The sequence below is a fragment of the Bifidobacterium sp. UBA4282 genome (assembly GCF_002394995.1).
Classification (GTDB): Bacteria; Actinomycetota; Actinomycetes; order Actinomycetales; family Bifidobacteriaceae; genus Bifidobacterium; species Bifidobacterium pullorum_B.
The window spans coordinates 39,880-52,659 of the sequence record NZ_DGVO01000024.1 but is presented as its reverse complement, the minus strand read 5'-3'; the positions used below and the strand labels follow the sequence as shown (position 1 = coordinate 52,659).

6 protein-coding genes are annotated in these 12,780 nt (G+C 62.9%); 5 read left to right on the top strand and 1 reads right to left on the bottom strand.

The features are described from left to right. From B4C31_RS03275 to B4C31_RS03265, 3 genes are all read left to right on the top strand, one after another. Positions 1 to 945, top strand: a 945-nt coding sequence (locus tag B4C31_RS03275; RefSeq protein WP_291531326.1) for an EamA family transporter, incomplete at its 5' end; no start/stop codon positions are given. Between the two features lie 51 nt (positions 946 to 996). Next, positions 997 to 2,346: an MFS transporter gene (locus B4C31_RS03270; RefSeq protein ID WP_291531325.1), complete on the top strand. Its 1,350-nt coding sequence runs from the start codon at positions 997 to 999 to the stop codon at positions 2,344 to 2,346. Between the two features lie 160 nt (positions 2,347 to 2,506). Further along, positions 2,507 to 2,926, top strand: coding sequence for a GNAT family N-acetyltransferase (locus B4C31_RS03265; protein ID WP_291531324.1), 420 nt, complete (start codon positions 2,507 to 2,509; stop codon positions 2,924 to 2,926). 156 nt (positions 2,927 to 3,082) lie between these two features. Here the strand turns inward: B4C31_RS03265 and bilR are convergent, their stop codons facing one another. Next, positions 3,083 to 5,092, bottom strand: coding sequence for a bilirubin reductase, long form (bilR, locus tag B4C31_RS03260; RefSeq protein ID WP_291531323.1), 2,010 nt, complete (start codon positions 5,090 to 5,092; stop codon positions 3,083 to 3,085). Between the two features lie 341 nt (positions 5,093 to 5,433). Between bilR and B4C31_RS03255 the strand changes: the two genes are divergently transcribed. Together B4C31_RS03255 and xylA are read left to right on the top strand one after the other, a co-directional pair. Next, entirely contained in the window at positions 5,434 to 10,494 is a 5,061-nt protein-coding gene (locus B4C31_RS03255) for a metallophosphoesterase (RefSeq protein ID WP_291531322.1), read from the top strand. A 756-nt stretch (positions 10,495 to 11,250) separates the two neighbouring features. Then, the gene (gene xylA, locus B4C31_RS03250; protein ID WP_033508454.1) at positions 11,251 to 12,597 is read left to right on the top strand and encodes a xylose isomerase; all 1,347 of its coding nucleotides are present in this window, start codon (positions 11,251 to 11,253) and stop codon (positions 12,595 to 12,597) included. Positions 12,598 to 12,780 lie beyond the last annotated feature (183 nt).

The window sequence follows — 12,780 nt, the reverse complement described above, 5'->3', positions numbered from 1 at the left end:
GCGGGCGGCGCGGGCCGGGGTGATCGGCCGTCGTCGGGCGGCCGCCGGGTGGTGCAGACCCCGCAGGGCGTGACGGCGATGGTGGTCGCCGAGGTGGTGTACGGGTTCTTCCCGCTGTACTGGGCGGCGCTCGCGAATATCTCGTCGATGAACGTGATGCTGTACCGCATCGTGACCGCCGCGGTGGTGATGGTGCTGTTCATGTTGGCCACGCGGCGCTGGCCGCGGTTCGTGGCGTCGGTGAAGGCGCTGTGGGCGCGCCCGAAAGTGTTCGCCGACGCGGTGGCCGCCGCCGTGCTCGTGACGATCGACTGGGTGGTTTATATCTACCTGGTGTCGATCGGGCACACCTCCGAGGCCAGTGCGGCGAACTTCCTGATGCCGCTGATCAACATGCTGCTGGCATTGGTGTTTCTGCGGGAGCGGACGACGGGGCTGGGCATCGTCTCCATGCTGGTGGCGCTGGCCGGCGGCGTGCTGTATGTGATGGACACGGGCGCATTCCCCGGGCTGGCGATGCTGATGACGTTCAGCTACAGCGGCTACTGCCTGATCAAACGCTTCGTGCCGCTGGATCCGTTCGAGTCGCTGACGTTCGAGACCGGCGTGCTGACGCCGTTCGCGTTCGTGGCGCTCGCCGTGCAGCCGCGGTTCGGCGTGCCGGCGGGGGAGCCGTGGTGGGGCTGGCTGCTGCTGGCCGGATGCGGCATTCTGACGGTGATTCCGTTGGTGCTGACCTCGTACGCGGTCAAGCACGCCACGTTCATCACGGTGAGTTTCAGCCAGTACATCACGCCGACGATCCAGTTGGTGCTGGGCATTGTGGTGTTGGGCGAGCAGGTGCCGGCCAGCCGGTTCATCTCGTTCACGGTGATCTGGCTGGCGCTGGTGATCTACTCCTTCGACGTGCTGCGCCAGCATCGCCGCCGCTTGACGTTGGGATGATCCGCGACGGCATGCCGCTGGATCGCGTGATATTGAGGGAAGGAATATGGCATGGACGGAAATAGTCGAACCATACGCGACATACCGTCGACCGGGCTGTGGGCCGCCCTGATATTTCTGGTCGCGTTGAACCTGCGCCCGGCGATCGCGGCGGTGGGGCCGCTGCTGATACGAATCGGCGCGGATCTCAACTGGGGTGAGGGCGTGCAAGGCATCCTGACGGCGATGCCGCTGTGGGCGTTCGCCGCGATCAGCCCGCTGGTGGGGCTCGTCACCGCACGGATCGGCACGGATACGACGGTCGCCGTGGCGTTGGGACTGTTGGCCGTGGGCGATATCGTGCGCTCGGTCGGCGGACAGACCTGCGTATGGCTGGGCACGGTCGGCGTCGGTGCGGCCATCGCAATCGGCAACGTGCTGGTGCCGGTCATCGCCAAACGCGATTTCCGCGAGCGTGTGTCGGCGGCCACCGGCGTGTACTCCGGCTGCATCACCGCGGGGTCGGCGATTGCCGGAGCGACGGCGGTGCCGTTGGCCGACCTGCTGGGCGGCTGGCGGCCGTCGCTGGCGTTCTGGGCGGTGCCGCCGCTGGTGGTGCTGGCGTTGTGGCTGGTGCGTCTGAGGCATACGTCGCATCGGGCGACCGTCGGGATACGTCGCGACGAGACCGGGGAGCCTCGGGCGGACGCTGCGACCGTGCGCGCGGCGATGCCGTCCGCGTCGGGTGCCAAGAGTGTTGCGGATACAGGGGATTCATCGGAATGTACGGATGCGCGCGTCCCTCGGAGCGGAACGGGCGACGATGCGCGGCCGGCCGGCGGTGCTGCATCGAAGCCGGCCCTGCTATGGCGTCGGCCGATGACGTGGTGGGTGACCTTATATATGGGGTTGCAGTCGGCGGCGTTCTACACGATGTCCAACTGGCTGCCAAGCGTATCCGCGGGAGCGGGGTTCGACGAGGGAACGGCGGGCATGCATCTGTTCCTGTTCCAGTCGATCGTCATCCTCTCCGGGCTGCTGGTGCCGATGCTGATGCAGGTCGGCGGCAATCAGGTGTGCGCCGCGCTGGTCTCCAGCCTGCCCATGGTTGTGGCGTATGTCGGCATGCTGACGTTGCCGCAGGCCATGATGGTGTGGAGCATTGTCGGTGGCTGCGGGCAAGGTTCCACACTGGTGGTGGCGTTGTCGTTGATCGCGTTGCGTGGCACCACCGCGCAGGAGACCGTCCGATTGTCCGGCATCGCCCAGTCATTGGGATATCTGCTGGCGTCGATCGGTCCCGCCGCGTTCGGCATGCTGGCCGAACTCTCCGGGGCATGGACGGCGCCGTTGCTGCTGGCGCTGGCGTTGGCCGCGGCGCAATGCGTGGTTGCCGTATTGGTCGGCCGTGCGCGTTCGTGATGCGGTTGCGAGGCCGGAGAGATGCGGTGCGCCGTCACCGTGCCTGCGTCTGTTTTCGGACCGGTCGCCGGTCCGGGTTGGACGGCAGGGCGATATGGGGTACGCTGGCGGGCATCCACATCGTAACCGATCGGCGGATGTGACGAAGGAGCGGATTGCAATGGCGACGTTCGACAGCGTGGAGGAACCGGACGAGGCGACGAAGGCCGCGATTCACGAGATTTTGCGGGCGTACAATCGCGAGCATTTCGAGATCCTGGACGAGCGTGAGTTCTCGATCACGGCGAAGGACGACGATGGTGCCGTCATCGGCGGCGTCTATGGTACGATGTTCGGCCAATGGCTGGAGATCGAGGTGTTGGCGGTGGCGCCGGGGCATCGTGGACAGGGGTTGGGTAGCGACCTGCTGTCTCGCATCGAACAGGCCGGGCGCGAGCACGGCTGCCGGTATGCGCTGCTCAACACCTTCGATTTTCAGGGGCGGGACTTCTACCCGAAGTACGGCTACCGCCAAATCGGCGAAATTCAGGGCTACCCGTTGACCGGCAGCCAGCACTGGTTCGTCAAGGACCTCCGCTGATTTTCGCCTGCCCGGATCTCGTTCCCGTCCCGGTCCGTGGCACCCTCGGACTCTGACGCATCGTGATCTGATGCTTTCCCAAAACGTTGTTATTCCGCGGTTCTGTGGGATGTGTCAGGGTCACGATGCGTCAGAGTCCGAACGAAGCCGGGTGTGTCAGGCGGCGGTGGCGGCCAGATAGCCTTCCTCCACGGCGCGGTTGATGTCCGCAGCCTTGCCATTGCAGTCGCCGACCAGCGTGACCTTGATGCCGTGCTCTTCGAGCGCGGCGGTGTCGAAGGTCACGGGTGCGGTGCCGGAGGCGATGACCACGCAGTCGCAGGGGATGCTAATCGCCTGGGTCTCCGGTTCCGGGGCATCGGCTGCTGGTACCGGGGCTGGGGCACCGGGTCGTCCCGTCGGAGCGGGCGGGTTCAGCGTTTCGGTGGCCTCCACGGCGTCGGCGGTGATCCGGTCGACCTTGGTGTTGGTCTTGACCACCACGTTGTGCGCGGCGAAGTCCTCCATGATGAACGGTTTGACAGTGCTCGACTCTTCGGCGGCGATTTGTCCCATCATTTCGACGACGGTCACCTCGCAATCGCTCTGGGCGATGTACTCGGCGGTCTCTGCTCCGACCAGGCCGCCGCCGATGACCACAACACGGCCGTGCGGCTGCTGTTCGCCGGCTAACACCTTCCAAGAATCCATCACGTGCGGCATGTCCACACCCTCGATCGGCGGCGTGGCACAGCGTCCGCCGACCGCCACAATAACCTTGTCGGCACCGTCGGCGATGAGTCGTTCCGGCGTGGCTTCGGTATTGAGCAGCACGGTGACGCCCGCCGCGGCCACGGCACGCTCGTACCAACGCGTCGCGCGGTTCATCTCAGACTTGCGTGGCGGTACGGCGGCGATGCCGAGCTGACCACCGAGGCGATCCGCCTGCTCGTACAGCGTCACGTCGTGACCACGCAATGCAGCGACGCGCGCCGCCTCCATACCCGCGGGGCCACCGCCGACGACCGCAATCTTCCGCGGCGTTTCGGCAGGGGTGATGACACGCTTATACTCATAGCCGTTCTCGGCATTGAGTACGCAGGAGATGAACCGACGGCTGGCGATGGCGTCGGTACAGCCGTGGTTGCACATGATGCACGGGCGAATCAGGTCGGCTTGGCCGGCGGCCACCTTGTTCGCGTAATCTGGGTCGCACAGGATCGGACGACCGAAACCCATGAAATCGCAGGCGTTTTCCTCGATGAGTCGTGCGCCGTCCTCTGGAGTCATGATGCGGCCGACCATGGAGACCGGTACGTGGACCGCTTCCTTAATGCGGCGGGAATATGGCTCCATGAAGCATTCCGGGCGAGTGCCCATCGCGGGGATCGTGTCGTTGAGATTACCGGTGTGGTTGGCCTGCGCCACGTGGAATGTGTCAACGCCGTCTTCCTCGAGTAGTTGGGCGAGCGTCACCGCTTCGTCTATGAACAGGCCTCCGCGGCCGAGCTGGGGATTTTCGGTGATGATCGGCAGCTTGTAGTCGATGCAGATGTCCGGCGAACCTTCGCGGATGGCGCGTACGACGGCGCGGGCGAAACGCGTGCGGTTCTCGAAGCTGCCGCCGTATTCGTCGGTGCGCTGGTTAATCAGCGGCGAGCACAGCGAGCCGACCAGACGGTCGCCGTGCACCTCGATGGCGTCCGCGCCGGCCTGCGTGGCGCGGCGGGCCAGTGCGGTGATGTGGCCGAGGATCTCCTGAAGGCGTTCGCCGGTGACTTCATTGATGTAATGCTGCATGTCATGGTGCAGTTTGGCCCGGGCGCCGGCCATGTCGCCTTTGGCGAAGAGTTCGGCCACGGCCACCGTGTCGTACTCCGGGTGGAACACCTGCAGGCCGAGCTTGCAATCGAATTCGTGCAGCGCGTCGGCCAGGGCCTTGAACGAGGGGATCTGATCGTCGTTGACGAGCTTGGGCGTGGGGGAGATAGTGTGCACGGGGGTCACGTCGCCGAGCACGATGTAGGAGGCACCGCCTTCGGCCACGCGCTTGTAGAAGTTGATGCTCTGCTCGGTGATGGAACCGTCGCGTGCCTCGTAACCGGTGGTCATCGGCGGGAACATGATGCGGTTCTTCAGGGTCATATGGTTGATCTCGAGCGGTTCGAGCAGGGTTTGCAGTGCCATGTGGTGCTCCTTTGCGTGTCGATGGACGATGGGTGCGCCGTGGTGACGGCCGGCCTCAACGCTGTGGGTGCCGTGAGGCGAGGATCTCAACTTCGAGATGTCAATACTTCACTGTTGATACGCACATTATCACCACAAATTTGCGCAACATGTAATTGATGCATGGCGTGTGGCGCATCAACGGGACGGCGGGGCAAGTGTACAAAACGCGAACGCGCGAAGAACACTTGACGACTATGCGGGGAAATCGAACGGAACGTCCGCATGGTGCCTGTCGGTGCGCTCTTAGAGTGGGGACGCCATTCCTTCTTGGGAGCGGCTGCCTATGAGAAAGAGAAAACATGCGTCACATTCTTCCCCAATCATCGCGGTGCGCTCGCCGTCTGGCGGCGCTCGCCTTGGGCGTCTCGCTGGCTGCGGTGCCATGCGTGACCACCGTCAGCGCCTATGCTGATGAATCTGTGCAGAATGCGTACAGTGTCACGCCGCTTGCAGCGACGGGCGCAGCCATCGCCGGCGGCATGCCGGTGGTCATCACCGAGCTTGCCGTCAACACCGGTAACACTGTCGGCGGCGTCGACACCATGGTGGACGCCGGCGAATACATCGAGTTGACGAACATGGGTGCGGAGCCTGTGAACATCAGCGACCTGAGCCTGACCTATAACGGGGTCGACTGGACCCCCGAGGCTTTCGAATCCGCGGCCGCCGACGCCTCCTTGGATGTGGCCATCCAACCTGGGGCGTCCATCGTGCTGTGGGACAATTTTGCGCAATTCGAATCCGATCTGGAAGGGCAGGATCTCGCTGCCTGTTTCAATGCCTTCTGGCAGGATGCGTCCGGCGTCGACCCGCAGCTGCAGTACGGCGTCAACCTGTTCACCGTCTCCAAAGGCGAGGGCATGGCGAACGGGAGCGCCCGTACCCTTGTGCTGACCCGGAAGTCCACCGGCGCCACCAACACCGTTGGCTATGACGGCGGAGGCGCGGCGGACACCACGCTGAACCTTTCCTATGACGCCAATGGCGTCGGTACGCTCAGCACTGACAACTCCGCCACGCCTGGTTCGCTTGTCGAAGGACAGAAGCCGGAATCTTGGCCTGTCCAGTCCGATCGCGAGACCATCATCACCGATGTCAGCGAACTGCCGGAGGTCGTCTATGACACCGACGCCATCACGCTGAAGGCGCAGATCACCGTATCCGATGGTAACGAGCACATCGCCTCGGTGGCGTTGCAGTGGAAGACCGACACCGATACCGACTATGTCGACTCGAACCTCGCCGGCACCGTCGAGAACGACGTGTGGTCGTTCGCCATCCCCTCCGGCACGTTCGCGGGCAAGGGCACGATGGCGTACCGTTTCGTCGTCACCGATGACGAGGGGCTCGTCACCACGCAGGAAGGTGCGCAGATCGCGCTCTCCGTGAACCAGAGCGGGTATGAGCAGGCGCTGGTCCCGCTGGTCATCACCGAGATGGATCCGAACTCCGCCAATGTCGGCGGGGCCGACGGATACGAGTTCATCGAAGTCACGAACGTCTCTGATCAAACTGTTGACTTCTCTGACGCCTACACTATCTACTACAGCTATCCGGAACAGGGCGATGCCGGAGACGTGGAGTGGGGCGCCGATCAGGCCGACATCAAGATCGCCGCCGGCGATTCTGCGGTGTTTTGGATCAAGAACGGTTCGAACGACGACCTGACCGACACCGATTTCAACAATGAGTTCGACCTGACCGGCGAGCATGCGCTCACGATGGGTAAGGACCTGTTCACCATCCATTCGGCGGGCATGTCCAACAGCTCGGCACGTCTGATGAAAATCAGCACCAAGACCAAAACCTTGGTTTCGTCGGCGGCATACACCGCGGACTCCAGTGGGTCGAACACCCTGCGTTACGTCTATGCCGGCGGCACGAATGAGAGTACGCTTGCCAGCATCGATCAGCCCGCCACCCCGGGCAGTGTGGCTCCATCCGACATCCGCGCCACTGCATACACGTTCCCCCAGAACGTCACCGCTCCCGATATCGCCGATTCCACGCCGTCCACCTTCGGCGCCGACGAGGATGTGACCTTCACGTTTGACGTGCGTTGCACCGGCACCGACGTCAAACGCGTGACGCTGTACACCAGGACTTCGGGAGGATCCGGGTACACCTCCCACAACCTGGTGAAGGCTGCGGGCAGCGATACCTATAGCTATGTGATGAACAAGATCGACCTGATCCGCAAGGCCTCGATCGAGTATTACGTGGAGGCTTCCAATGGCATCGGTGCCCCGGTGCAAAGCGAGCCGAAGACCATCGTCGGTACGGATTACGATGATTCCGAAGTCCGCCTGAACATGGTCGACGGCCAGTTCCTGCGCGGCGAGCAGGCGGTCCGTGCCACCGGCGCCGATAAGGATGCCCGCCCGTCCATTTCGATTGACAGCGAGCCCGTGGGTGTCGAGAGCATGACCACTTCGCTGGAATCCGAGCCGTATATTGCCGCCGAAATCACCCAGACGGACATCTTCTTCTACAATTCGTTCACCAGGAAGCTCGACATTCAGGGTACACCGAGCGAGTCCGATTGGCAGGAGAACGTGATCGGCTCCTTCGACGACGGCACCTACGGCGACACAGCCACCGTGTCGTTCCCGGTCCCGTTGGACATGGTCGAGGACAACACCATCAAGATGTACATGAACGCCGGCACCAAGTCCAGCGCCACCGACATTCTGTCCGACGGCACCGTGAACTCCGAGAACGCCGACAACTACCAGGCGTCCAACATTCGCCTGGTGCTCCCCGACGGTACGACGCTGCATGCGAGCAAGGCGACCGCCGGCGTGAGCCCGGGCACCGCCGGTAAGGTGACGGAGGAAGACGTGACCGAGGAAGTCGCGAATCCCGCCAATTCGATCAAGATCGGCGATTCCTCGGGCCAGTATGAGTACATCCTGCTCGAGTTCGAGATTCCCGAAACCTCCGTGGCCGCCAACCAGTATCTGTGGGACACCACCACGGTGGCCGACGGCGAGCATACGGTATCCGCGGAGTTCGGCGCGAACCGCGCCGAGGCCACGGTCACGGTCGATAACACCAAGCCGGTCATCACCCCCGACATCGCCGACGAAGAAAACTCCGGCAAGGATGTCAAGCGCGGAACAATCACCATCGACGCCGAGGCCTCGGATATAACCTCCGGTATAGCCGAGGGCTCGTTGGGCGCAACCCTTGCCAACGAGCAATCCGAGGCTGAACCGATCGAACTGCCGTATACGACATCCTCGGTCGATCTGCCGGCGGGCGAGCACACCGTCACCTTCACCGTCTCCGATAATGCAGGCAACACCACCAGCGCAGAAGTGACCTTCACCACGCCGGAGGAGGATCCGACCATCACCGCCGTGGAATCGCAGGATGGCGCCGAGCCGACGTTGAGTGTGAGCGCAGCCGACGAGTCGAACGATGAACTCGGCGTGACCTTCTACCGCGGCGAGGCCATGGTTCCTGGAGAAACCGACAAGATCGCCTCCTCGCAGGGCACCACCCGCCAGTCCGGTGTGGCTGACGGGACGCAGGGCACGGCGCTGTCCGCCGAAGACGCCGCCAAGCTCAATGCGGATGACAAGGCGACCGTGACCACCACCGCCGAGGATGCCGGGTTCCCGTACCAGTCCTTCACGGTGAAGGTGCCGGAATCTCTGGCGGTCGACGCGACCGCTTCCACCACGATCCGTTGGAACGGTTCCGCCGAAGCCGGTTCCGACCTGTATGCGTTCGTCAGGAACGTGACCACCGGCGCATGGGATCAGGTGGCCCGGGTCCAGGCCAACGGAAAAGGCAAGGCCACGATTGAGCAGAATGTGGCCAATGCCGACCATGTGGCTGACGGCGCGATGACCGTGGTGATCCAGAATGGTGCCGGTTATGCGCCCGGTGACCTTACCGCCGCGTTTTCCCTTGATGGTGTGGCCGCGCAGGCCGACGGAGAGATCTCCACGATCAACGGAGTGAACGGCGAGCCGGTCATCTCCATGACCGACGATCCGATCAGCCAGGCTGACACCCCACGCCAAGACTATGACTTCACATTCGCGTGGGAGTCCGACACGCAGTACTACAATGCCAACTACGACGACAATGGGTACTTCGAGCACCAGAAGAACATCCACACCTGGCTGCTTGAGAACCGTGACCGGATGAACATCTCCTACATGTTCCACACCGGCGATGTGGTCGATAACGCCGAACTCGACGATCAGTGGGCTCGGGCGGACGAACAGTACAGGCGTCTCGACGAAGCCGGGTTCCCGTACGGTGTGCTTGCCGGCAACCATGACGTGGATCACAAGACCGAGGACTACACGCAGTTCTCCGCCCGCTTCGGTGAGAACCGGTACAACTCCAACCCGTGGTACGGCGGCAGCTACAAGAACAACAAGGGCCATTACGACCTGGTGTCCGCCGGTGGCATCGACTTCATCATGGTGTACATGGGCTGGGGCATCGGCGACGAGGAGATCGAGTGGATGAATGATGTGCTCGCGCGGTATCCCGACCGTGTGGCCATCCTCAACTTCCACGAGTACCTGCTCGCCTCGGGCGGTTTGGGACTGATTCCGCAGGAAGTCTACCAGCGTGTGGTCGCTCCGAACGAGAACGTCAAGATGGTGCTGTCCGGCCACTACCACAGTGCTCAGAAGACAGTCTCGCAGGTCGACACGGATGGCGACGGCGTGGCCGATCGCAACGTGGTCAACATGCTGTTCGACTACCAGGGCATGGAAGAGGGCGGCAAGGGCTACCTGCGGTTGATGCACGTGAACACTGCTGACGGCACGATGAGCGTGCGCACGTATTCGCCGTCGCTTAACGAATACGGCTCCGAATCCGTGGCCACTTCCGAATTCGCGCCCTCGGACGAGGAATTTGTCATCCATCTGAACGAACTGGGCATCGATACGACCCAGGCCGATCGGCCCAAGACGCTGACCACCGATTCCTTCCGCGTCGATGTGCTCGGTGGCGAGGTTATCGGCACTGCCCTGATCGAACCTGCGCAGTCCGATTCCGACGACGTCCGTACTGCGTCGATCGTCTGGAGGGATGCCCCCGAAGGTGTTCAGGGATGGTATGTCAAGGTCACCTCGCCGTACGGAGGATCGGCCACCTCGGCTGTCGACTATGTGACAGTGGGCGTCGGGACGGGCGAACAGCAGCCTTCGGATGGGCAGCAGCCTTCGGGCGGACAGCAGTCCTCTTCCTCGGGTCGGCCGGACGGCGAGAAACCGGCGGACACCGGTGCTGGAGTGATGGTGCCTACGGTGATCGCCGCGGTTGCGTTGTTGATTGCGGGCAGCTGCATGGCGCTGCGTAGTCGCGGCGGCCGCCATCGCGTCTGACCTTGGGCGGCCGTCGTCCGAGGAAGATGGCCGCCTGATTGTCCAATAATCGTGCCGGTGCGGCGGAGCCTTGATCTTCAAAGGTTCCGCCGCACCGGCATGGTTATGCAAGAGCAGATCGAACCGTTCTGATGCGGTCCGACGGCGCGATGGGATTGCCCTGCCGTGTGATTGCGGCATGGAATGATCTTGGTTTTGTCCGATGGGTTTCGTCCCTCGTGGTTGCGGCATGGTACGGAATCCTGTTGATGGGTTTTGGACGGTTTTGTACCCCGCAGTTGTGGTACGGAATGCTGGGGGATGCGTTTTGGGGATGCCGTACCGCGTGGGAGTGGTACGGAATGCTGGAAACGGGGTTTGGGACGTTCCGTACCGTACCACGGGCCGTTGGGTTTTGGGTGGGTGTTGGGATTCCGGGGTTTCTGTTTCCTGACATGAGGTGTGGTACGGTACGGAACCTCTTTGAGGGGCTTTTGAGGGTTCCGTACCACGCGGTTGCGGTACGGAACATGTTGGGGGCGTCCGCGGGATTCTGTACCACGCGATTGTGGCGGTGGTAAGTAGGATGGGCGGCTGGCCGGAAGCTGCGGGTGATTGCTTGGGATGTGGCTGGCTGAATGGGCGTCGTATGACGCGAAACGCCGATAAAGTTAAACGAATTGACATACTTGGGTAAATGGTCTTACTATGTAGTCAACGGCGGACCGAAAGGGCGCCGACAGAAAACAGCTCGAATCAACAGCAAAGGAGCAACCCATGGGTCTGTGGGATGTTGACAAGATCGAATACGTCGGTCGCCAGAAGGGACCGCAGGAGGGCCTGGCCTTCCATTACTACGACGCCGATCGCGTTGTCGCCGGCAAGAAGATGAAGGATTGGCTGCGCTTCGGCGTCGCCTGGTGGCACACCTTCGATCAGGAGCTCGTCGATCCGTTCGGCACCGGCACCGCTCACCGTCCGTGGTACGGCAAGTACTCCAACCCGCTCGACGAGGCTCTGGCCAAGGTCGACTACGCCTTCGAGTTCTTCACCAAGCTCGGTGCCGAGTACTTCTGCTTCCATGATCGCGACATCGCCCCCGAGGGCGACACCCTGCGCGAGACCAACGCCAACCTGGACAAGGTTGTGGACAAGATCGAGGAGAACATGAAGGCCACCGGCGTCAAGCTGCTGTGGAACACCTCCTCCCTGTTCACCAACCCGCGCTTCGTCTCCGGCGCCTCGACCTCGCCGTTCGCCGACATCTACGCCTACGCCGGCGGCCAGCTGAAGCACAGCCTGGAGATCGCCAAGCGCCTGGGCGCCGAGAACTACGTGTTCTGGGGCGGCCGCGAAGGCTACGAGAACCTGTGGAACACGCAGATGCAGCGCGAGCAGGAGCACATGGCCAAGTTCTTCCACATGTGCCATGAGTACGCCAAGGAGATCGGCCTGGATGCCCAGTTCCTGATCGAGCCGAAGGCCAAGGAACCGACGATGCACCAGTACGACTTCGATGCCGCCACCGCCATCGCCTTCCTGAAGACCTACGACATCGACTTCATGAAGCTGAACCTCGAGGGCAACCACGCCAACCTGGCCGGCCACACCTACCAGCATGAGATTCGCACGGCCCGTGAGGCCGGCGTGCTCGGCTCGCTCGACGCGAACCAGGGCGACAAGCTGATCGGCTGGGACATGGACGAGTTCCCGACCGACCTGATGGAGACCACCACCGTGATGTGGGAGGTCATCGACGAGGGCCAGATCGGTCCTCACGGTGGTCTGAACTTCGATGCCAAGCCGCGTCGTACCTCCTTCGACGCCGAGGACCTGTTCCGTTCGCACATCGCGGGCATGGACACCTTCGCCGCCGGCCTGCTGGTCGCCGCGAAGATGCATGAGGACAAGTTCATCCAGAACCTGCAGGCCGAGCGCTACGCTTCCTACGATTCCGGCATCGGCGCCACCATCGAGGATGGCACCGCCACGCTGGCTTCCCTGGAGGAGTACGCTCTGGACATCCCGCAGGCCAAGCTCATCGAGGCCACCAAGTCGGACCACCTGGAGTCCGTCAAGGCCACGATCAACAACTACATCATCGACGCCCTCGCCGAGGCGTGATGATTCCGGGCCCGACCTGCCGGGAGGGCCCGAAGATGGCGAACCGGTGTCGGCCGCTTCGGCGGTAAGAGGTGGCCGACACCATAGAACCAGTCATATTCTCCTTTCTCCTTTTCCTTCCGATTGATCGAGAGAACGCCTGCGGGGGCAACCCGTGGGCGTTCTCCCGTTTCGGGGCTCCGA

What these genes read in the sequence shown, in the direction of transcription:
- B4C31_RS03265 (WP_291531324.1), top strand. Translation starts at nt 2,507, where the DNA reads ATGGCGACGTTCGACAGCGTGGAGGAACCGGACGAGGCGACGAAGGCC.
- B4C31_RS03270 (WP_291531325.1), top strand. Translation starts at nt 997, where the DNA reads ATGGACGGAAATAGTCGAACCATACGCGACATACCGTCGACCGGGCTG.
- bilR (WP_291531323.1), bottom strand. Translation starts at nt 5,092, where the DNA reads ATGGCACTGCAAACCCTGCTCGAACCGCTCGAGATCAACCATATGACC.
- B4C31_RS03255 (WP_291531322.1), top strand. Translation starts at nt 5,434, where the DNA reads ATGCGTCACATTCTTCCCCAATCATCGCGGTGCGCTCGCCGTCTGGCG.
- xylA (WP_033508454.1), top strand. Translation starts at nt 11,251, where the DNA reads ATGGGTCTGTGGGATGTTGACAAGATCGAATACGTCGGTCGCCAGAAG.